Origin of the sequence: Flavobacterium sp. MDT1-60 (assembly GCF_014844035.1) — a bacterium.
In the GTDB taxonomy this organism is placed as follows: Bacteria; Bacteroidota; Bacteroidia; order Flavobacteriales; family Flavobacteriaceae; genus Flavobacterium.
In genome coordinates, this window is record NZ_CP062159.1 from 1953665 (window position 1) to 1975837 (window position 22173).

Below are 22173 nucleotides of genomic sequence, written 5' to 3' on the forward strand. Positions count from 1 at the left end.
AGCTGATTATAATGAAAGATAATAGAAATACATATGCAGATTTAAAAAGCGGAACAATAGTTTCATTTAAGATTTCTATGATTTTTACGGTAATATTTTCAGCTTTTTTAGGAGATGATTTAACTTTTCGAAACGTTCTGATAACCTTTTTTATAAGTTGTCTTTATTCCTTTGGAGTAGGTTTTGGAAATGGATATATCAACGTTCTTTTAGATAAAAAATGGGATTGGTTAGAGCAGACAAACTTAAGGGTTTATTATGGAATCATGGTAACCATTTTGTACACGGTACCGATCGTTTTAGGAATAAATTATTATGTTTTTGTTATTCTTCAAAATTTCCCGATAGATAAATTCTTTAGCGAAAGAATGATTTGGATACATCTGTTTTACATCATTTTATCTTTAGCTGTTTCAACTTTCATGCAAGCCAGAAGTTTTATGGTAAAATGGAAACAGGCATCAAAATTTGAAATAACACAACAAAAGATTATTGCGGGAACGGCAAACGCCAAATTCGAAAGTTTAAAAAATCAGATCGATCCCCATTTTCTTTTTAACAGTCTAAACGTATTAAGTTCTTTGATTGAAGAAAACCCTGATAATGCTCAGCGATTCACTACTTCTTTATCTAAAATCTATCGTTATGTTTTAGAACAAAAAGATAAAGAATTGGTTTCTGTTGATGATGAATTGTTGTTTGCAAAAACCTATATGAATCTGCTTAAAATGCGTTTCGAAAATAGTTTGTTTTACGAATTGCCAACGACGCCAATTAATCCGGACGCAAAAGTTGTTCCGTTGTCATTACAGCTTTTACTGGAAAACACAGTAAAGCACAATGTAGTAAGCGAACAGAGACCATTGCATATTCGAATTTTTATTGATGGGGATTATTTAGCGATTCAAAATGATTTTCAAAAGAAAGAAGTATTACAGGACAGACAAGGAGTTGGACTGACAAACATTGTAAATCGATACGGAATTGTAACCAACAGAAAAGTATTGATTGAACAAAATGAAGAAACATTCACAGTTAAGATTCCAATTTTAACTAAACAAATAACAGTTATGGAAACAAATGCAGACTATAGCGATGAAAATAAAGCTTATTTCAGAGCTAAAAAAAGAGTAGAAGAATTAAAAGGATTTTACGGAAATATAATTTCGTATTGCTGTGTAATTCCGTTTTTAATTTTTATAAATTTGAGGTATTCTCCTGGATTTCAATGGTTTTGGTTTTCGGCTTTAGGCTGGGGATTTGGAGTTGTAATGCATGCGTTTAAAGTTTTTGGTTACAGCTCAGATTGGGAAGAACGAAAAATCAGAGAGATTCTGGAAAAAGAAAACAACAAGCAAAACTGGAAATAATATGGAACCAAATTATGCAGAAGCAGAACGTTATTACCAGGCTCAGAAAAGGGTAAAAGAAATTAAAGATTTTTATTCACACTTAACAGTATACCTACTTTGTAACCCAATTGTAATCGTGGTAAATCTAATGACTTCGCCTGGCTATTTATATTTTTGGTATTCTTTGCTTGGTTGGGGATTTGCGATTGTGATGCACGGATTGAAAGTTTTTAGAGTTTCACCGATTTTTAGTAAGGATTGGGAAGAACGAAAGATTCGGGAGATTTTGGAGAAAGAAAGTAAAACGCAAACTTGGGAATAGTCATGGAACCAGATTATACTAAAGAAAGACGTTATCATCAGGCTCAGAAAAAGGTGAAAGAGATAAAAGAATTCTATCAGCATTTAACGGTTTTCATTCTCGTAACTATAATGCTAATTGTTATAAATCTCATGACTTCACCAGAATATTTATGGTTTATATGGTGCATACTTGGGTGGGGAATAGGAGTCATTTTTCATGGATTGAAAGCTTTTGGAGTTTCACCATTTTTTAATAAAGAATGGGAAGAACGAAAAATTAGAGAAATTTTAGATAAAGAAAAGAATAAAGAAACCTGGAAATAATTATGGAAACGAATTGTAATAAAGCCAGAGAAAAATTTGAGTTTCAGGAGATCTTTAGCAAAAAGGTTATTAAACTTAAATCATTTTACATACATGCGTTTATTTATGCTTTTGTATTAATTGTTTATGTTTTAAAAGAGTATTACGAAATTCCTCTAAATTATTTTCCTTTAAAATATTTAAACAGTGTAGTAATGATAATTTGGACGACTGTATTTTTATTTTCTGCCATTGATTTATTTGCATCATATAAAATTTTTGATGAAAAATGGGAGGAACGCAAACTGAAAAGCATCTTATATAAAAAAACAAAAACACAAAAATGGGAGTAATTATGGAAGCAAAATTTAATAATAACGGGGAAAACGAATTGCAAAAATTGGCAAGTAAAAAAGTTCTTAAATTAAAGTCATTTTATAAATACACTTTTCTTTACATAATTGCCCTGACCCTTTTTATTTTAAAGAAATACACTGATTTACCACTACATTTCTTTCCAGTAAATTGGCTGAATGATGTCGTAATGATTATCTGGTCGGCAGTATATGTTGGTACTGCGATTGATGTGTTTGTTTCTTTCCGAATTTTTGGACAGGAATGGGAGGAAAGAAAATTGAGAAATATATTAGAAAAGAAAAATGAAACACAAAAATGGGAGTAATTATGGAAATTAATTTTAATGAAGAAGATAAATATTATCTGGCTAAAAAGAAAGTCGAGAATATAAAAGGGTTTTATAGTAATTTAACGTCTTATATTGGTGTTAATATAGTTTTGATTTTTATCAATTTATATACAACACCACACCATTTATGGTTTTACTGGCCATTAATATGGTGGGGAGCAGGAGTTGTTTTTCATGGTTTGAAAGTTTTTGAAATATTTCCGGTTTTAGGAAAAGGCTGGGAAGAAAGAAAGATCAAAGAGATCATGGATAAAGAAAAAGAGAACCAAAGTAAATGGCAATAATTTTTAAATCGAAATAAAATGGGACGTTATAGAAGACGCATGTATGAAGAGTACGGACAGGAATTTAATAATGACGAACGCTTTGAAATGGCATACAAAAAAGTAAAAAGAATAAAAGGTTTTTACTCGCATTTGAAGATTTACATTATTGTAAATATTATAATTATCATTTCAAATTTGAATAGAGATTTTGTTGGATTCAGATTTCAACAGAATGATTTACTAGATTTTCATACCTATTCAACAGCATTTTATTGGGGTATAGCCTTATTGATTCACGCCTTTACAGTATTTGGACCGGACATTTTTTTCAATGGTGACTGGGAGCAAAGGAAAATCCAGAAATATATGGATAAGGAGGCTTCAAATACCAATAAATGGGAGTAATTTTACATTATTTTTTCAATTTTTCAGTTTAATACATGACCACATTAATTATAGAAGACGAAAAACCGGCAGCAAGATTATTGCAGCGAAAGCTTGAAAAGTTAGAGATTGCCGTAGAAACCATGTTACACTCTGTAGAAGAATCTGTAGATTGGTTTACCAACAATGAACATCCTGATTTAATATTTTTGGATATTCAATTGTCTGACGGTTTATCGTTTGAGATTTTTGAAAAAATAGATATTAAAAGCGCTATTATTTTTACAACAGCTTATGATGAATATGCTTTAAAAGCTTTCAAATTAAACAGTATAGATTATCTTTTAAAACCAATTGACGAAGATGATTTGGAAATAGCCGTTGCTAAATTTAGAACGCGTTTACCAAAATCAAATTCAGAAAATCAAAATCTTCAGCTTGATTTTGAACAAATTCGCCGAATGCTTTCAAATCCATTTGAAAAGAATTATAAAAAGCGATTCACCGTTAAAATCGGTCAACATTTAAAAGTAATTACTACTGATGAAATTGAATGTTTCTTCAGTGAAAATAAAGGAACTTACATTCATACTTTTGATAACAGGAATTATTTAATCGATTCGACTTTAGAAATTCTGGAGCAGGAATTGGACATGAAAGATTTCTTCCGCGTAAGCAGAAAATTCATTGTACCACTTCAGGCAATAAAAGAAATTCAGGTTTATACCAATTCCCGTTTAAAAGTAATTTTACCTTCGTACAAAGAAGATGAGGTAGTTGTAAGCCGTGAAAAAGTACAGGATTTTAAGAGTTGGCTGGGTTAGGCTTTTTAGCCTCCAAAATCATATAAAACTGAATTCCGAATAAGATAGAAGCCAGGACTAAATGTATGGCCTGACTCCCTATTGGAAAATCCAGATATGCCATTGCCATTCCGGTTATGATTTCAACGCCAATCAAAGCAAGTACCCAGTTTATTTTTGAATATCCTAAGCCAAATTTGGTGTTTTTAATGTATAAATAAACATTTACCAAAAAGACAACAATAGAAAAGGAACGGTGAACATAAAAAGTAACCGATGGATTTTGTAACCAAAGAATACTTGCTGTCAATCCGTTTTTAACTTGTTCATCTACAAACTGACGAACCTGTGTGCCAATAGCTACCTGAATTAAAGTTAGTAAAAGAGAAAATAAAAGTACGTTTCTAAAAGTTGAATTGTATTTTACAGTCGCTACTTTTGGTCTGGCCAATTGAATAATGTATAAAATTACAGCAACAATAACCAAAGCCATAACCATGTGAACTGTTATTTTTATTGGATTTAATACGGAGTAAACTACTTTTGCTCCTAACCAGGCCTGAAAGCCCATCATAAAGACAACTAACCAGGAAAGCAGTGTAATTTTTTTGCTTTGTTTCCAAAATCTGAAAGAGATGATTGCCATGAAAAAACAAGCCATTCCTGCTAAAGCACCGCAAAGTCTGTTGATATATTCAATCCAGGTGTGCAAAGGATTAAAAAGGGCATAATCATGTTTAGTATATTTTTCCCAATGCGAAGCATCAAAAGAAGTTTCAGTGGTAAAATTAGCTTTTGCGACCAAAAGACTTTCATCTTTAATAATTACCTGTCCTTTTTCGAAAACGCGGTTTGGTTCCCAGGTTAATTCTTTCAAATCTGTTGGCGGAATGTAATATCCAAAACATTTCGGCCAATCCGGGCAACCCATTCCAGATCCTGTCATACGAACCAAAGCTCCTGCGACAATTACTAAATAAACTAAAACTAATGCTGTTTTTGCGATTGTTGGGAAATGTTTTTTCATTCTTTTTTTAAAGTTGCAAAGTTTCAAAGCTGCAGAGGTTCAAAGAATTGGAACACTTGATTTGAAACATTAATATTTTAAATTTAAATAAACCTTTGTTGCTTTGTGCCTTTGTAACTATGCACCTTTTTTTAAACCCATTTTTTGTGCTCTTTTCTGCATAAATTCAAAAGCAGCATCATAGTCGTTAGCAATTTCACCTTCTAAAATCGCTTCTTTAATAGCCTCTTTCAAAACTCCTATTTCGCGCGAAGGTTTTAAATTATAATATTCCATGATTTCTTCACCAGAAATGGGCGGCTGAAAATTGCGGACATGATCACGCTCTTCCACCTCTACAATTTTCTTGCGGACGATTTCGAAGTTTTTATGATATTTTTTAAATTTAGATGGGTTCTTGGTTGTGATATCGGCTTCACATAAAGTCATTAAATTTTCTACATCTTCACCGGCATCAAAAACCAAACGTCGAACAGCACTATCGGTTACAATATCCTGCGCTAAAACAATAGGACGCGAACTCATAATCACCATTTTTTGTACAAATTTCATTTTGTGATTCAATGGCATGTGTAAGCGTTCGAATATTTTTTTGGCCATTTTTCCGCCTAAAAATTCGTGTCCGTGAAAAGTCCAGCCTTGTTTTTTATTGAAACGTTTTGTTGGTGCTTTCCCAATATCATGCAACAAAGCCGACCAGCGTAACCAGACGTCATCTGTGTTTGGGCAAATATTATCTACAACTTCTAATGTATGGTAAAAGTTGTTTTTATGGGTATGACCTTCAATTTCTTCCACCTGATTTAGCGCTGTTAATTCAGGAAGAATAATATCTAAAAGCCCGGTTTGGTATAAAAGTAAAAATCCGATTGATGGTTTATCTGTCGAAAGAATTTTATTCAGTTCATCGACAATTCTTTCTCCGGAAATAATTTTAATTCTTTCTGCGTTTTTAGTAATCGCATCAAGGGAATTTTTCTCAATTTCAAATCCTAACTGATTGGCAAAACGAATCGCACGCAGCATTCGTAAAGGGTCATCAGAGTAAGTAATACTTGGATCTAAAGGTGTTTTTATTGTTTTATTCTCCAAATCGGCCAATCCGTTAAAAGGATCAGAAAGATCTCCGAATGTTTTTTCGTTTAATGATAAAGCCAAAGCATTTATTGTGAAATCACGACGATTTTGATCATCTTCCAGAGTTCCGTTTTCTACAATAGGGTTTCGGCTGTCGAAATTATAAGATTCTTTTCGGGCACCAACAAATTCTATATCAGTATCTTCAAAACGAAGCATTGCAGTTCCGTACGTTTTAAAAACCTGTACTTTGGGTTTTTTGGGAAGTAATTCAGATACTTTCAAAGCCAATTCGATTCCGCTTCCAACGGCAACAACATCAATGTCTTTTTTAGATCCGCGGTTTAAAAGCAAATCACGAACAAAACCGCCAATAACATAGCTGTCAACGTTTAGTTCCTGAGACGCCTGCGAAATGATTCCGAAGATTTTGTGTTGTAAAGCTGTTTTATAGTTTGTTTGTATAGCCACGAATTCAGTAATTTTTAAAATAATTGTTTCTATTCTTGAAGAGAAAGAAACGTGTGCAAATTTACAACATAGAAAATGCCTTTTATAATCTATGGCTCACTTTTTTGTAGAAATTCATAGTTTATGATACCGAATTTTGTCAAAAAAGAAAAGGTTGCCACGAATTTCACTAATTTACACTAATTCTTTGCGAAAGATTTGAAAAAAAATTGTGTAATTTCGTGAAATTACTTCGTCTATCCCTTCGGTCGAGTCGTGACAAAAAACATTTATAGCACTATCAAACAAATCAATTCCGATAGCTTATTTTTAAAAATTCAATTTGTATTTTTGAGTCATAGAAAAACGTACAAATGAAAATTGTTATATCGCCAGCGAAGTCACTGAATTTTGATAAAGAATTGCCAACTACTCAATATACTGAACCTTCTTTTTTAAAGGAAGCCCGTCAGGTTCATAAAATCTTAAAGACTAAAAAACCAGCAGAATTATCCGAATTAATGTCGATTTCAGATAAATTATCCGATTTAAACTGGGAGCGTAATCAAAAATGGAAGACACCTTTTTCTCCAGAAAATGCCCGCCCGGCAGTTTATACTTTTGATGGTGATGTTTATACAGGTTTAGATGCTTATACAATTCCGCTGGAAAAACTAGAAGCTCTGCAGGATAAACTTAGAATTTTATCGGGACTGTATGGTGTTTTAAAGCCATTAGATTTGATGCAGGCCTATCGCTTAGAAATGGGAACAAAAATGCCTGTTGGAGAATATAAAAACCTACATGAATTTTGGAAACCAACCGTAACCAAAGGATTAAATAAAGAATTGAAAAAAGGGGAGTTGTTTGTGAATTTAGCCAGTAACGAATATTTTTCAGCCGTTGATATAAAGGCATTAAAAGTTCCTATAATCACACCAGACTTTAAAGATTATAAAGACGGAAAATTGAAGATGATCAGTTTCTTCGCGAAAAAGGCAAGAGGCATGATGGTACGTTATATCATCGATACTAATGCTGAAACTATTGATGACTTGAAAGGTTTCAATTACGAGGGATATCAGTTTGATGCGAATCTTTCTCAGGGAAATCATTTGGTTTTTACACGATAGATTTTTTAAAGGTGCTAAGGTTCTAAGTTGCTGAGGTACTAAGATTTTTGCTCGAGAGTCGTAGACTCTAGCTATATTGTAGGCAGGGATTTCAATCCCTGTAATTATAAAAAATAAAAAAGCCGGGTTAAATGAATTACCCGGCTTTTTCGTATTATAAATCAATTATTATTAATGCATTGCATCAGCAGGATTAATCTTGTTTTTGCCTCTTTTGATAAAGAAGATAATTGGAATACAACATAAGAACATAATTCCTAAATACATAAAGATGTCGATATAGGACATTACAGTACTTTGTTTCAAAATTGAATAATCGATAGCCTGATAGGCTTTTTTAAGAGCAACATCGGCACTATAACCTTTTGACATAAAAGCTCTTTGCATTCCTTCAAGACGTTGCTGTACTTCGAATTTTGCAGGATCTAAGTTTGTCAATAGATCTACTCTGTGTTCTTGGCTAAAACGAGTGATAAAAGTGGTAATAATCGCAATACCAAATGAACCTCCTAATTGTCTCATCATACCGGTAAAAGCAGCTCCTTCACCAATATGTTTTCCTTTTAAGGTAGAAAGTGAAAGGGTTGTAATAGGTACAAAAAGCAATCCTAAACCAATTCCCCTTAAAATCAAAGGCCAAAACATATGCTCTACACCAGTATCAGGCGTCATACGGGTCTGCATCATAAAGGTAAAGAAGAAGAATACTAAAAAGCCAACTCCAACCATATATCCCTGAGGAACTCCTTTTTGAATCATATTTCCAACAAAAGGCATCATGATTGCAGTGGTAATAGAACCTGGAATTAATAATAATCCGGCGTCCATTGCGGTCCATCCTAAAATAGACTGTGTATAAATCGGGATAATTAAAGTTGACCCATAAAGGCCAAAACCAAGAATAAAACACATTACAGTTCCTATTCGTAGATTTCCGTCTTTTAAAACACTTAAATTTACAATAGGATGCTTATAGGTTAGTTCTCTCCATATAAATAATATTAATCCAAGAACTGAAACGGCGCTTAAAGTTACAATAAGCGAATCGTTAAACCAGTCATCCTGCTGTCCGTGTTCTAAAACGAATTGTAACGAACCAATAAAAGCCGTTAATAATATAATTCCCCACCAGTCAACCTGATTGGCTTTTAATTTCTCTCCATATTTTGGACTTCTCACAAAACTTATTGCCAGAATAGTAGCAATAATTCCGAGTGGAATATTAATGTAAAAGATGTACGGCCAGGAATAAGTATCTACTAAATATCCTCCCAATGGCGGACCTAATGTAGGGCCAACAATCACGCCCATTCCGTAAATGGCCTGTGCCATACCTCGTTTTGCTACTGGGTAACTTTCTGTAATAATAGTTTGTGCTGTTACCAGAAGGGCACCTCCACCCATACCCTGCACAAATCTAAAAGCTACTAATTCCCAGATATTCGTGGCATTACCGCATAAAAAGGAACAGACAGTAAAAATTATGATTGAGGCCACAAAATAATTACGTCTTCCAAATTGCTGCGAAAGCCAGCTCGTCATCGGAATTACGATAACATTCGCAATTGCGTATGCTGTAATTACCCACGCCACATCAGTCAGGGTTGCACCAAGACTTCCCCTCATATGTGTCAGTGCCACGTTTACGATCGTGGTATCTACAATTTCCAGCAGTGCACATAGAACTGCGGTAATTGTTATGATCACACGTCTATAACCGTATTCTACTAAATCGTCGTCTCCTTGTACTGCTGTCATGTTATTTCAAGTGTACGTCTACATCAACATTCATTCCTGGTCTCAATAATTTTACTTTTTCAGGATCGTTTGATTCATCTAAGCTAATTTTGACTGGTAATCTCTGAATTGTTTTTACGAAGTTTCCTGTTGCATTATCTGGCGGTAATAATGAAAAACGAGATCCTGTAGCCGGTGAAAATGAAGTTAGAGTACCTTTAAATTCGTAGTTTGGGTACGCATCTACTTTTAAGCTTACTTTTTGTCCGACAATCATTTTGTTTAATTGCGTTTCTTTAAAGTTAGCAACAACCCAGGCTTCATTATTATTGATGATATAAAATAAAGATTGTCCTGGCTGAACCAATTGTCCTGGTTGAATATCAACTTTAGAAACCTGACCATCAATAGCAGCAGTTACAACTGTATAACTAAGATTTAAGTGCGCAACATCCAACATCGTTTTTGCTCTTTTAATGTTTGCTGCTGCAACTTCTGTTTGTTTGTCAGAAGCTTTAGATTTAGATTCAATTACCGATTTTTGGTAAGAACTTGCTCTTTGTTGTTGTTCTAAAACACGTACTTGATTTTCAGCTTCTTCTTTTGCAGTCTGAGCCTGCTCAAATTGTTGTTTTGTAATGGTATGTGTTTTGTACAAATTGTTGTAACGGTTGAAATCGTTTGTAAGTTGTCTCAATCTGATTTTTGCACTTTCGATAGAACCACTTGCAGATCTCATATTGGCATCAGACACTGAGATACTTGCGTATGCACTTCCAATATCCGCTTTTGCAGCTTCGTATTGCCCTTCAGCGCCTAATAATGCAGCATTTGCTTCGTCAATCTTCAATTGATAATCTCTCTTATCGATAGTAAACAGCGTATCTCCTTTTTTTACAAAGTCGTTATCTTTTACATACACTTTGCTGATATATCCAGATACTCTTGGAATAATTGGATTCATTTTTTTCTCAATCTGAGCATCATCCGTTTCTTCGTGAGCCTGTCCGTGTAAGTATTTTGATATTCCGTAAGTTCCTCCCAATAAAACCAAAACGGTTAGTATAATGATGAATTTAGTATTTGTTTTTTTCTTTTCCATGAGAGCTATCGATTATATTTTAGAAAGATTGAATGATTGTGATAATTGTCCTGATACTGATAATAATTCGTAATATTTTTGAATTATAGTCGCTTTTGATAATGCAGTGTTGATTTTAGCGCTTAAGTGCTCAACATCAGCCTCAACCAAATCATTAGTATCTGATAGGCCGTTGTCGAATTTATCTTTTACAAGTCTGTAATTTTCGGATGCTTGCTGAAGTGCTTCATCATAAACTACACTTTGATTGATCGCCAAGTCATAATCTTCAATAGATTTCTGAACTTCAATTTTAATACGATCTGTCATGATAGCTTCTGTATTTTTTACTTCTAAAGCTCTGCTCTCAGCTTCTTTAACATGTGCATTGTTTTTGTAGATTCCGGATAAATCATAAGATAAACCAACTCCAAAATTCATTGCATATTTCACCGTAATAAAATCTTTAAGATCTAAGGCAGTATAACCTCCAAGTAAGGCAAGAGAAGGATAATAACCCGCTTTTGCAATTTTAATATTGGCTTCACTCGCTTTTTGTTGGAAACGAATAGCCTCTAAATCTTTTCTGTTTTCAAGTGCTGATACATCAGATGTTGGAGCATTGGTTGTTTTTAAATTAAAAAAGTCAGCTTCATTAACACTTAGTTTAACGCCTGGATCTAATTTTAGCAAAGTCGTCAGATAATAATTAATATTGTTGATGTTGTTATTTGCTTCATCAATATTTAATTGTGTTTTTGAAACCAATAATTGTGCTTTTAATAAATCATTTCTTGGAATGATTCCGTTTTTCTCTAATTCCGTAAAATCAGTTACACGCTGTTTAGCCTGCTTTTGATTTTCGTTTAAAAGATCTAATGTTTTTTGTGCTTTGTATAATGCAGTATAATACGTAATTACACGTAAAGCAACATCTTCTTTTGTTTTAGCGGCATAAGCACTTTCGGCCTCATATAAATTATCTGATGCTTTTATGCTGTTTTGGATTTTAAATCCCGCAAATATAGGCAGGCTAAGACTTGCCTGACCAAACATTGCCTGATCCGGAGATGGCATTGGTTCAGCACTTGCTTCATCGCCGTTATTGTGCATGTCAATTGAGGCTTTTGTCAATCTTTGGTATTGCCCTGAAATTTTTAAATCAGGATACTGATTATTTTTAACGTCTTGTAATTCGTATTTTTTTGTGTTTACCTTAGTGTTGGCAAGCGTAACTTCGTTACTTTTTTCCCAAGCCAGTTTTACGGCTTCGTCTAAGGTTAAACTTGTTTTCTCTTGTGCTTCTATTGATGAGATTCCAATGAAGAAAATACCAAAGAGCAATAATGGATTAATTTTCATAAACAAGTAGCGCTTTTATAGTTTGTTGAATGTGCTTTGTAAGACTGGTTTTAATGTAATTATTATACATTTCTTCGGTTTTTAAATTCAGTAGTTCCACAAAAAAAGATTTATTCATGTGAAAGTGAAAAAAGGTTCCGATTATGGTCGGTGTGAGAAGCGGAATTATAACATCTTTTCTGAACACGCCTTTTGACTGGCCTTGAGCTATAATGCTTTCTACAGATTTAAGATTTCCTTTTTTTAATTCGGTAAAGGCAATCATGCTTTTTTCTCTCTTTTCTGAATTAAGTTCAAAGTGTAAAACTCTGAAAATCCCTTTGTTACAACTGATTCTGTTAATGTAAATTTCGATTAATTTATTGACTTTTTCAATCGGTTCCAGATTTTCCTGTAATAAATTTTCGAGTTGTAATTTTAAATCAGAAGTTTTGTAAAGAATTAAAGCTTCCAGTAGTCTTTCTTTTGAACCAAAATAATACGAGACCATTGCAATATTAATTTTTGCATGTTTTGAGATATCCCGTATCGATGTACCCTCAAATCCTTTGTCTGAAAATAGCTTTTCAGCAACCTCCAGAATCTGAATTTTTTTATCGTTTAATTCGATGTTCGACATAGTAGTGTTTCTAATCGGATACAAAATTAAACAAGTGTTTAAATTAAACGACTGTTTAATTTTTGTTTAACAAAATATTAACATAAAACGGTGTAGTTGTTTTTTATGATAATTTCTGACAAAAGGAATAAAAAAAGCTGGATTAGCATCTTAAAATGTTAATCCAGCTTAATGTCGTATGCTCAAGTTTGTCATTTCGACGAAGGAGAAATCCTCGCAAGTAACTCCGCAATCAAAAGACTCAATCTTTGTCGAGCCACTTGCGGAGATTCCTCGTTCCTCGGAATGACAAGCAAGATGTTATTTTATTTTTATTTTGAATTTAATTATCGAATCTCCCCAACAAATTCAGAAATTTTTCCACTTCCACTTTCACTCAAATGTTTAATAAAAGCACTTCCAATAATAGCACCTTTTGCAAATTTTGTAGCCTGATTAAAAGTTTCTTTATTTGAAATTCCAAAACCAACAATTTGTGGATTCTTCAAATTCATGTTCCCGATTCTTTCGAAATAACTTTCCTGAATATTTCCAAAACCAGATTGAGAACCCGTAACGCTTGCAGAACTTACCATATAAATGAATCCGTTTGAAACACTGTCGATGAAACGAATTCGTTCGTCTGAAGTTTGTGGCGTAATTAAGAATACGTTGATTAATCCGTATTTTTCAAAAATAGCTTTGTATTCATCTGCATAAACATCAACTGGTAAATCCGGAACTATTAAACCGTCGATACCAATTTCAGCACATTTTTTACAAAATGCCTCAACGCCATACTGTAACATTGGATTAAAATAGCCCATAATAATCAATGGAATTTTTACGCTTTCGCGGATGTTCTTTAGCTGATCAAAAAGAATTTGAGTTGTCATTCCGTTATGAAGAGCCGTTGTTGAACTCGCCTGAATCGTTGGCCCATCTGCCAAAGGATCACTGAAAGGCAAACCAATTTCGATTAAGTCAACGCCATTTTTTTCTAGATCCTGAATAATCTGAACCGTATCGTTTAAGTTAGGATATCCTGCTGAAAAATAAATAGAAAGTATCTTTTTATCTTCTTGTAATTTTTGAGTTATTCTGTTCATTGTTTTATGTTTTTCTCCTGCAAGGTTTCCAAAACCTTGTAGGTATTTATTAATTTATTTTTTTGCCACAGATTAAAAGATTTTCACTGATTATGGCTTGAAATTTATTTCACGCAGATTTAAAATAGATTTAAGCTGATTTGCGCAGATCTTTTTTTAATTAATTTTAAATCTGCTCTAATCTGCCAAATCTGCGTGAAAAAAATCTTTTTAATCTGTGCAATCTGTGGCATTATTTTTTAAATCTTGACAACTTTACTTGTCCAATTATCATTTTTATTCTCCACTAATAAAAGTCCTGAATCTGTATTGTTTATTTGTCCAACCAATTCTCCTTTAGTATTCCAAAAAGCACTTTGTCCGGCCGAAGGATAACCCCATGATTCTCCACTGAAATTAGACATTAAAACATTCATTTTATGTTTCTCAGCATAACTTTGTAAATCTCTATAGGCATTCGGAATTCCGTTTGGTGTAAAGAAAATACTGGCGATATAAATATCAGTTGCTCTTTTGCAGGCATTTTCCGGATGTAATGGATTATCAATATCGGCACAAATGGCAAACGAAATTTTTTTGTTTTCAATCGTAATCATCGGATTATAATTAAATGAAGATTGAAAAAACTCATCTTCGCCTTCGTGTAAAAATTGCTTTGTATAAATGGAAACCGAATTATCCGGAGAAATAACAAATTCTCCAATAAACAATTCAGATTCTATTTGAATTGGCGCACCGGCAATAATGGTAATATTATTTTCAGAAGCCATTTTTTTCAAATGATCCAGTCGCGAATCGTCTTTTTTGAAAGCTAATTTTTGAGCATGCTCTCTTTCATAACCTGTAATAGACATTTCAGGAAATGCGATTAATTGTGCTCCGTTTTGCACAGCCAATTCAATAAGACGATAATGATCTACTAAATTAGCTTCAATATCTCCTCGGGTTGGTTTTGTTTGTGCTGCTGCTAGAATCATTGTTTACTTTTATTAATTTTCCATATAAATCCAGGCAACTGTTCCCGAATTCAGGCTAACCTCAACTCTTTTATAAGCATTAGATTCAAATAAATCTACTTTAGCTAAATCTGCTGTTGAAACATCAAAGACTACACCATGTATGATGTCTGATGAATCTGAGCTTGGTATTACTACAACATAGTCCGCCATTCCAAATTCTTCTTCTATTTGCAGGCTTTTTAGTTTATGTCCTAAAAGCTGGTCTGGAGTTCCGGTTAAGATTCTATTAAAAACCTGCCTTTGAATTTCTTTCGATCGTAATGTTCCGTAAGAGAATAACTTTTCCATAATTACTATTTTTCTCGTTTTCTGTTTTACAACTTAAAATAATCAATATAATTGTCTAAATCTTTATCGCCACGTCCTGAAAGACTTATAACCACAATATCAGTTGGCTTAAATTTCTTTTGATCTAATACAGCAAATGCATGAGCGCTCTCGATCGCCGGAATAATTCCTTCTAATTTTGTTAGTTGTAAACCTGCGTTCATCGCATCGTCATCAGTAACAGAGAAAAACTCACCACGCCCGGTTTGTGCCAAATGTGCGTGCATTGGGCCAACACCAGGATAATCTAAACCTGCAGAAATCGAATATGGTTCTGTAATTTGTCCGTCTGGCGTTTGCATTAAAAGGGTTTTACAGCCGTGTATAACGCCTACTTTTCCTAATTTGCTTGTTGCGGCGCTATGACCGCTGTCAACACCTTTTCCGGCAGCTTCAACGGCAATAATTCCAACTTCCGGTTCATGCAAAAAGTGGTAATAAGTTCCGGCTGCGTTACTTCCCCCACCGATACAAGCAACAACATAATCAGGATTTTCACGGCCTTCTTTTTCTTTTAACTGCCATTTGATTTCTTCTGAAATAACACTTTGAAAACGCGTCACCATATCCGGATAAGGATGCGGGCCAATAGCCGATCCAATAATATAATGGGTGTCAACCGGATTGTTGATCCAATCTCTAATCGCTTCGTTTGTTGCATCTTTCAACGTTCTTGAGCCTGAAAGTGCCGGACGAACCTCAGCTCCTAACATTTTCATACGAGCCACGTTTGGTGCCTGACGCGCAATGTCGATTTCGCCCATATAAACGATACATTCCAAGCCCATTAAAGCACAAACTGTAGCAGTTGCAACACCGTGCTGACCAGCACCGGTTTCTGCAATAATTCGTTTTTTTCCTAAACGTTTTGCTACTAATATTTGTCCAATCGTATTATTGACTTTGTGTGCTCCGGTATGATTTAAATCTTCTCTTTTTAGATAGACTTTAGTATTGTATTTTTCAGATAAACGCTTGGCAAAATAAAGCGGACTAGGGCGCCCAACGTAATCTTTCAGCAATTGGTCGAATTCTGCCTTAAAATCAGGCTCGCTTGTGATTTTTAAATAATTCTGACGTAATTCTTCTACATTCGGATACAGCATTTCGGGAATATAAGCTCCTCCAAATTCTCCGTAATATCCTTTTTCGTTGACGTTAAAGTTCATTTCGTTTAAAGTTTAAAAGTTGGCAACATCAAATTTTCGTTTGAAATTGCTAAATAGATTTTTGTTTTTCAGCCCCGGTTCGATTTCAAATTTACTATTTACATCGATAGCATAAATAGGTAAATTGGTTTTTGAAATTTCTTCGATAGCTTTTAATTCGTTAATTCCGATTCCACCACTCAAAAAGAAAGGCTTATCAGATTTGTATTTCTTTAATATGGTCCAGTCAAATGTGGTTCCGTTGCCACCTGGTAATTTTCCTTTTGTATCAAATAAAAAGTAATCGCAGACACTTTCATAAGGTTTTAAAATCTCAAAATCAAAGTCATTATCTGCAGAAAATGCTTTTATGATTTCGATTTTCTTTGGCAATTGTTTTTTTAATTCTGATAAAAATTCGACAGATTCATCTCCATGAAGCTGAACGGCTTGTAAATTGTATTTTTGAACTTTATCCAGGATTTCTTCCTGAGGCTGATTTACAAAAACACCTGTTTTTTTGATCGTTTCTATCAGTTCCGGAATTTCTCCGTTAAAATATCGAGCGGATTTCTCCCAGAAAATAAATCCCATATAATCGGGTAGGAGTGCACCTACTTCGAGTATATTTTCAGGATATTTCATTCCGCATATTTTGAGTTTCATTTTTTAATGCTTTAAGCTATAAGCAATAAGCTTTAGGCTTTTATGCTTTGTGCTGATTTTTTTAAATGCTTTAAGCATATGCTTTAGGCTTTAATACTTTATGTTGAATTTTTATTCGGCTTTTACTAAAAGCTTAAGGCTTATAGCTTAAAGCCTACAGTTGGCTTATAAAGTCAATAGCTGCTTGTCCGGCGTTATCAGTTTTCATGAAGTTTTCTCCAATTAAGAAACCAGTGTAACCGTAAGGTCTCAATTCTGAAATGGCTTCAATGGATGAGATTCCGCTTTCTGAGACTTTTACAAAATCATTCGGAATTTGCGATGCCAGTTGTTTACTGAAATCCAGACTTACTTCGAATGTTTTCAGGTTTCTGTTGTTTACGCCAATCATGTCTAAAGTCGGCATAATTGATTTTTCTAATTCTTCCTGATTGTGAACTTCTAATAGAACTTCCAAACCTAGTTTCTTTGCAAATTCAGATAATGATTTGATTTCTTCACGAGTTAAAACCGCAGCAATCAATAAAATCAAATCCGCTCCAAAAGCTTTGGCTTCCAGGATTTGATATTCATCAACAATGAATTCTTTTCGCAACAGCGGAATATTAACACTCGCTCTTGCCAAAAGTAAATCGTCTAATGAACCTCCAAAGTATTTTCCATCGGTTAAAACCGAAATTCCGCAAGCGCCAGCGTTTTCATATCCTTTGACCACTTCTTCAACCGTAAAATTATGATTGATAACTGATTTTGAAGGTGAACGACGTTTGTGCTCCGCAATAATTCCTGTTGAACTTGTTCTTAATTTTTGACTCAAAGAAATCGTTTCTCTTCCAAAAAACACTGAATTTTCCAATTGTGAAACCGGAATGATTGATTTTTTAAGAACGACTTCTCGTTGTTTATCGAAGATTATTTTATCTAAAATATTCATGATTATTGTTTTGCCACAAAGACACAAAGGCGCAAATTTATTAGTGCAAATTCGTGAAATTTGTGTTTGTTTTTTATTTGCTTAATTCTTGTAATGTTTTTAATGCTTGAAGTCCTTTTCCAGAGAAAAGACTTTCTTTCGCTAATTCAAATCCTTCCAACGGAGAACATTTTGTAACTGTTGCAATTGCCATTGCAGCATTCGCACAAACTACATTATTCTGTGCTTCTGTTCCTTTTCCTGAAATAATGTTAGTGAACATTTCTGCCGATTCTTCGATTGTTTTTCCGCCTTCGATTTCGGTTTGGGATAAAAGACGAACACCAAAATCTTCCGGTTTCAACATGCCTTCCATATGTGATGTTATCATTTTGGTTGGACCTGTTAAGGAAATTTCGTCATATCCGTCAAGCGAATGCAAAATTGTAAAATTGATATCGGTATTTTGATATAAATAAGCATACATTCTAGCCAATTCAAGATTGAATACTCCAACCAATTGATTTTGTGGAAACGACGGATTTACCATTGGTCCCAACATATTAAAGAACGTTTTTACCGCCAACTCTTTTCTGATTGGCCCAACATTTTTCATTGCCGGGTGAAATAGAGGAGCATGTAAAACGCAAATTCCGGCTTTGTCAATGCATTTTTCTAAAAATGAAGGATTGTTGCTGAATTTAATTCCCATTTTTTCCATCACGTTGCTTGATCCTGAAATAGATGAAACCCCGTAATTTCCATGTTTTGCTACTTTTATTCCCGCTCCGGCTGAAATAAAGGATGCTAAAGTTGAGATGTTAAACGTGTCTTTTCCATCACCACCCGTTCCGCATAAATCGATGGTGTTGTAAGCTGATAAATCAACACGAATACATAATTCCAATAAAGCTTCACGAAAACCGGAAAGCTCATCAATAGTAATACTGCGCATCATAAATACGGTCAAAAATGCCGAAATCTGACTTGGATTATAATTTCCGCTTGAGATATTAATCAATACGTCTTTGGCTTCTTCTTTTGAAAGCACTTCGTGGTTGATTAATTTATTTAATATATTTTTCATTCTTTTTAGTCTTAAAGTCTAATGTCGAAGGTCTTAAAGTCCGAGACTCTACTATTTTTATTTAATGTTATTTTTTAGTTGCGTTTTTTTAGCGTATTTGACTTTATGACTTTCGACATTAGACTTTACGACTAAAATGTTTAATGTTCATTTCCCTGATAAATCCACATCGGTTCTGTTTTTCCGGCTCTTTCAAATCCGTTTTTTTTATAAAAATCAACAGATCTTCCATCGGCAGTTAACATTTGCATGTGAAAATGACTGTATTTCTCCTGCATTTTATCCATGATCAATTTTCCGATTCCTTTTCCCTGATACTCCGGAAGTACCAATAAATGCGGATAATAAACGGTTAAAAATCCATCAGAAATCGCATTTCCAAGTCCGACTAATTTTTTTCCTTCCCAAGCTGTTATTAAGGTCTCCGAATTTAAAAGAGCATTATATAATTCATTTGGTTTATTTGCTGAACTCCATTCATTGGCTTTATATAAAATCAAAATATCTTCAATGTTGATTTCTTTTGTATCTGAAATTTTTATTTCCATTTTTTTTAAGGTTCTAAGTTTTGGACTGTGACTGTAAACTGAGACTGTATACTAACTTTTTATCCAGTTCTCTAAAATCATTTTTCCTTTTGGAGTCAATACACTTTCGGGATGAAACTGAACACCTCTAACATCAAAGGTTTTGTGTCTTAGTGACATAATTTGACCGTTTTCATCTATTGAAGTTGCTTCTAACACGTCTGGGAGGTTAGCATCAACAACCCATGAATGGTATCTTCCCACTTCAAATTCATCTCCTAAACCTTCAAATAAAATTTCATCAGAAACAACCGTTTTTACATTGGTTGCCACACCGTGATATACCTTATCAAGGTTCGAAAGCGTTCCGCCAAAAACTTCCCCAATCGCTTGCTGTCCCAAACAAACACCTAAAATGCTTTTCGTTGGTCCGTATTTCTGAATTACTTGTTTTAATAATCCTGCTTCATCCGGAATTCCAGGTCCGGGAGAAAGTAATATCTTATCGAAAGTTGCGATTTCGTCAATATCAAATTCATCGTTTCTGTAAACGGTAACTTCGCAGTTTAAATCTTCCAGATAGTGCACTAAATTATAAGTGAAACTATCGTAATTGTCTATAACTAATATTTTTTTCATTTTTTTGAGGTGCTAAGTTGCTAAGGTTCTGAGTTGCTAAGTTTTTAATCTGTGACCGAAAACTGCGACTGAAAACTTTTTTTTATTTTTCCCGAACGTATTTTTCTGTAATAATTCGGTTGATTCCTAATTTTTCTACTTTTTCGATTCCTTTTTGAGTCAACGTATCATTTTTGATTTTTACTACGAACTCAAATTTGCCATTTTCCCATTGACGATTATTGAAATATTCCAGATTTTCGGTGTAAACACTATCTTTCAAAGTATATTTTCCGCCTCCGCCAAAGAATACTGCCGCTGTACTATCTTTTCCATTATTTAAATCATGATTGAAAAAAGCAAAATGGGTATCATTTATAATTTTAATCATTTTTGTTTTTGGATTGAAAGTCGAGAAAGTCGAATCTTTTTCTGTCGTTTCTGCTGATATAAGACGCCAGGTTCCTTTAATTGGATTCTCTTTTTTTTCCGAATTACAAGCTGTTACGCCAATGATTAAAAATAAAATTGAAATTGCTTTTTTCATGATTATTTATGGTTTGTTTGTTAATTATTTCGGGTTTTTACCAATCTTTGTCTCCAACGGTTGAAACCGTTGGCTATGTTTATATAGCATCTTTTAATTTGCTTTTCAACCATTCTCGAGGTTTCAACCTCGGGTAAACATCGCAGACTATCTGTGTCCCTGTGACTGTGACTGTAAACTGCGATTGAATACTAAATCTTCTCCGCCATTTCAAGTGCTGTATTCAAAGCTCTTAATTTATTATATACTTCCTGCATTTCGCTTTCTTCGTCTGAGCTGGCAACGATTCCTGCTCCGGCCTGACAATGTAGTTGGTGATTTTTGCTCAGGAAAGTTCTGATCATGATTGCGTGGTTAAAGTTTCCTTCAAAATCCATGAACCCGATCGCTCCTCCATAGAAATTACGATTTGTTTTTTCGTAATCTTCGATCAATTGCATCGCTCTGTGTTTTGGCGCTCCGCTTAATGTTCCGGCTGGGAAAGTATCGGCAACGACTTGCATTGTTGTCGCTTTGTCGTGCAAATGTCCCGTAACTTTAGAAACGAGGTGAATTACATGCGAGAAAAACTGAACTTCTCTGTATTTCTCCACGTTTACATCATGACCATTTCGGCTTAAATCGTTTCTGGCTAAATCGACCAACATAACGTGTTCGCTGTTTTCTTTTTTATCTTCTGAAAGCTGTTTGGCTAAAACGGCATCTTGTTCATCGTTTCCGGTTCTTTTGAAAGTTCCGGCGATTGGGTGAATTTCAGCTTTTCTGTTTTTTACGATGATTTGTGCTTCGGGCGAAGACCCAAATATTTTGAAATCGCCATAATCAAAAAAGAATAAATAAGGAGAGGGATTGATACTGCGTAAAGCTCTGTAAACATTAAACTCGTCGCCTTTGAAACCTTGGGTAAAACGACGGGATAAAACCAATTGAAAAACGTCTCCGCGGAAACAATGTTTTTTGGCTAAAGCCACATTGTGTTTGAATTCTTCATCGGTTAAGTTAGAGAAACCTTCGCCTTCTTTGGTAAATTTATAAGAGGCAATATTTCTTGATTGTAATAATTGCTCGATTTCTGAAATGTTGTTTTTTCCATCAACACTATGACAAAAAATGTATGCTTCATTTTTAAAGTGATTGATCGCAATGATGTTTTGATAAACCGCATAAAAAACATCCGGAATTAAAGTTGCACTGTCTTTTTTAGCAATCGAAACTTTCTCAAAATAACGAACGGCATCGTAAGAAATGTATCCAAATAAACCATTATTAATGAATTTAAAATCGTTTTTCTCCGACTTAAACTGGCTCGAAAATTCCTGAATTACTGCCGGAATATTAGTTGAAGCATCAATTGCAATTTGTTCCGTTGTTCCGTCAGGAAAAGTTTTAGAGATGATTTCGTTTTCAATTTTAATCGTTGCAATCGGGTTGCAGCAGATATACGAGAAACTGTTGTCATTTCCATGATAATCACTACTTTCTAATAATAGACTATTTGGGAATTTATCTCTGATTTTAAAATAAATGCTTACCGGCGTGATGGTGTCTGCCAGAATTTGTTTGTAGTGTGTGTTGAGTATAAAAGGTTTCAATGTATATAGTTTTTTAATTTTTAGAATATTTTCACTTT

General features: G+C 34.0%; 26 protein-coding genes. 9 read left to right on the plus strand and 17 right to left on the minus strand.

The genetic code is table 11. The annotated features are described in order from the left end of the window. Positions 1–11: 11 nt before the first annotated feature. Genes IHE43_RS08435 through IHE43_RS08470 form a run of 8 tightly spaced genes read left to right on the plus strand, consistent with a single transcriptional unit; the run spans position 12 to position 4138 of the window. Positions 12–1370 carry a 2TM domain-containing protein gene (locus tag IHE43_RS08435; RefSeq protein WP_192187512.1) on the plus strand — a complete coding sequence of 453 codons (1359 nt, stop codon included), beginning with the start codon at positions 12–14 and terminating at the stop codon, positions 1368–1370. A 1-nt stretch (position 1371) separates the two neighbouring features. Then, a complete protein-coding gene (locus IHE43_RS08440) occupies positions 1372–1674 on the plus strand; it encodes a 2TM domain-containing protein (protein WP_192187513.1) in 303 nt (100 codons plus the stop codon). Positions 1675–1676: 2 nt separating this feature from the next. Beyond that, positions 1677–1979, plus strand: a complete 303-nt coding sequence (locus IHE43_RS08445; protein WP_192187514.1) for a 2TM domain-containing protein — start codon at positions 1677–1679, stop codon at positions 1977–1979. Positions 1980–1981: 2 nt separating this feature from the next. Further along, positions 1982–2311 (plus strand): 2TM domain-containing protein, encoded by a 330-nt coding sequence (locus IHE43_RS08450; RefSeq protein ID WP_192187515.1) that lies wholly within the window; start codon positions 1982–1984, stop codon positions 2309–2311. Between the two features lie 2 nt (positions 2312–2313). Beyond that, positions 2314–2640, plus strand: a complete 327-nt coding sequence (locus IHE43_RS08455; RefSeq protein ID WP_192187516.1) for a 2TM domain-containing protein — start codon at positions 2314–2316, stop codon at positions 2638–2640. Between the two features lie 2 nt (positions 2641–2642). Beyond that, a complete protein-coding gene (locus IHE43_RS08460; RefSeq protein ID WP_225585445.1) occupies positions 2643–2948 on the plus strand; it encodes a 2TM domain-containing protein in 306 nt (101 codons plus the stop codon). 18 nt (positions 2949–2966) lie between these two features. Beyond that, on the plus strand, positions 2967–3335 hold the full coding sequence (locus tag IHE43_RS08465) for a 2TM domain-containing protein (RefSeq protein WP_192187518.1): 369 nt from the start codon (positions 2967–2969) through the stop codon (positions 3333–3335). Positions 3336–3370: 35 nt separating this feature from the next. Further along, entirely contained in the window at positions 3371–4138 is a 768-nt protein-coding gene (locus IHE43_RS08470) for a LytTR family DNA-binding domain-containing protein (RefSeq protein WP_192187519.1), read from the plus strand. Here the strand turns inward: IHE43_RS08470 and IHE43_RS08475 are convergent. Together IHE43_RS08475 and IHE43_RS08480 are read right to left on the minus strand one after the other, a co-directional pair. Then, on the minus strand, positions 4119–5144 hold the full coding sequence (locus IHE43_RS08475; protein WP_192187520.1) for a heme A synthase: 1026 nt from the start codon (positions 5142–5144) through the stop codon (positions 4119–4121). The two genes, IHE43_RS08470 and IHE43_RS08475, sit on opposite strands and share 20 nt — an antisense overlap. A 117-nt stretch (positions 5145–5261) precedes the next feature. Further along, positions 5262–6692 carry a CCA tRNA nucleotidyltransferase gene (locus IHE43_RS08480; protein WP_192187521.1) on the minus strand — a complete coding sequence of 477 codons (1431 nt, stop codon included), beginning with the start codon at positions 6690–6692 and terminating at the stop codon, positions 5262–5264. Between the two features lie 353 nt (positions 6693–7045). On the opposite strand from IHE43_RS08480, the gene yaaA reads away from it, so the two are divergent. Further along, on the plus strand, positions 7046–7804 hold the full coding sequence (yaaA, locus tag IHE43_RS08485) for a peroxide stress protein YaaA (RefSeq protein ID WP_192187522.1): 759 nt from the start codon (positions 7046–7048) through the stop codon (positions 7802–7804). Between the two features lie 171 nt (positions 7805–7975). Here the strand turns inward: yaaA and IHE43_RS08490 are convergent, their stop codons facing one another. The 15 genes from IHE43_RS08490 to IHE43_RS08560 all read right to left on the minus strand — a co-directional run bounded on the left by IHE43_RS08490 (position 7976) and on the right by IHE43_RS08560 (position 22135). Then, complete coding sequence (locus tag IHE43_RS08490; RefSeq protein ID WP_192187523.1) at positions 7976–9562, minus strand: MDR family MFS transporter; 1587 nt, start codon at positions 9560–9562, stop codon at positions 7976–7978. Between the two features lies 1 nt (position 9563). After that, the gene (locus IHE43_RS08495) at positions 9564–10643 is read right to left on the minus strand and encodes an HlyD family secretion protein (RefSeq protein WP_192187524.1); all 1080 of its coding nucleotides are present in this window, start codon (positions 10641–10643) and stop codon (positions 9564–9566) included. Positions 10644–10655: 12 nt separating this feature from the next. After that, on the minus strand, positions 10656–11984 hold the full coding sequence (locus tag IHE43_RS08500; protein WP_192187525.1) for a TolC family protein: 1329 nt from the start codon (positions 11982–11984) through the stop codon (positions 10656–10658). Next, on the minus strand, positions 11974–12603 hold the full coding sequence (locus IHE43_RS08505; protein ID WP_192187526.1) for a TetR/AcrR family transcriptional regulator: 630 nt from the start codon (positions 12601–12603) through the stop codon (positions 11974–11976). Before IHE43_RS08505 ends, IHE43_RS08500 begins: the two co-directional genes overlap by 11 nt. 326 nt (positions 12604–12929) lie before the next feature. Continuing rightward, positions 12930–13691, minus strand: a complete 762-nt coding sequence (trpA, locus tag IHE43_RS08510; protein WP_192187527.1) for a tryptophan synthase subunit alpha — start codon at positions 13689–13691, stop codon at positions 12930–12932. A gap of 239 nt (positions 13692–13930) precedes the next feature. Then, a complete protein-coding gene (locus IHE43_RS08515) occupies positions 13931–14668 on the minus strand; it encodes a carbon-nitrogen hydrolase family protein (RefSeq protein ID WP_192187528.1) in 738 nt (245 codons plus the stop codon). A 12-nt stretch (positions 14669–14680) separates the two neighbouring features. Then, the gene (locus IHE43_RS08520; protein WP_192187529.1) at positions 14681–14998 is read right to left on the minus strand and encodes a gamma-glutamylcyclotransferase family protein; all 318 of its coding nucleotides are present in this window, start codon (positions 14996–14998) and stop codon (positions 14681–14683) included. Between the two features lie 26 nt (positions 14999–15024). Beyond that, a complete protein-coding gene (gene trpB / locus IHE43_RS08525; protein ID WP_056195987.1) occupies positions 15025–16206 on the minus strand; it encodes a tryptophan synthase subunit beta in 1182 nt (393 codons plus the stop codon). A gap of 12 nt (positions 16207–16218) precedes the next feature. Continuing rightward, positions 16219–16851: a phosphoribosylanthranilate isomerase gene (locus IHE43_RS08530; protein WP_192187530.1), complete on the minus strand. Its 633-nt coding sequence runs from the start codon at positions 16849–16851 to the stop codon at positions 16219–16221. A 154-nt stretch (positions 16852–17005) separates the two neighbouring features. Then, the gene (gene trpC, locus IHE43_RS08535; RefSeq protein ID WP_192187531.1) at positions 17006–17785 is read right to left on the minus strand and encodes an indole-3-glycerol phosphate synthase TrpC; all 780 of its coding nucleotides are present in this window, start codon (positions 17783–17785) and stop codon (positions 17006–17008) included. A 73-nt stretch (positions 17786–17858) separates the two neighbouring features. Beyond that, a complete protein-coding gene (gene trpD / locus IHE43_RS08540; protein ID WP_192187532.1) occupies positions 17859–18851 on the minus strand; it encodes an anthranilate phosphoribosyltransferase in 993 nt (330 codons plus the stop codon). A gap of 140 nt (positions 18852–18991) precedes the next feature. Then, on the minus strand, positions 18992–19399 hold the full coding sequence (locus IHE43_RS08545; protein WP_192187533.1) for a GNAT family N-acetyltransferase: 408 nt from the start codon (positions 19397–19399) through the stop codon (positions 18992–18994). A gap of 51 nt (positions 19400–19450) precedes the next feature. Beyond that, positions 19451–20017: an aminodeoxychorismate/anthranilate synthase component II gene (locus IHE43_RS08550; protein ID WP_192187534.1), complete on the minus strand. Its 567-nt coding sequence runs from the start codon at positions 20015–20017 to the stop codon at positions 19451–19453. 82 nt (positions 20018–20099) lie between these two features. Beyond that, positions 20100–20543, minus strand: coding sequence for a hypothetical protein (locus IHE43_RS08555; protein WP_192187535.1), 444 nt, complete (start codon positions 20541–20543; stop codon positions 20100–20102). 191 nt (positions 20544–20734) lie between these two features. Further along, a complete protein-coding gene (locus tag IHE43_RS08560) occupies positions 20735–22135 on the minus strand; it encodes an anthranilate synthase component I family protein (RefSeq protein WP_192187536.1) in 1401 nt (466 codons plus the stop codon). Positions 22136–22173: the final 38 nt, after the last annotated feature.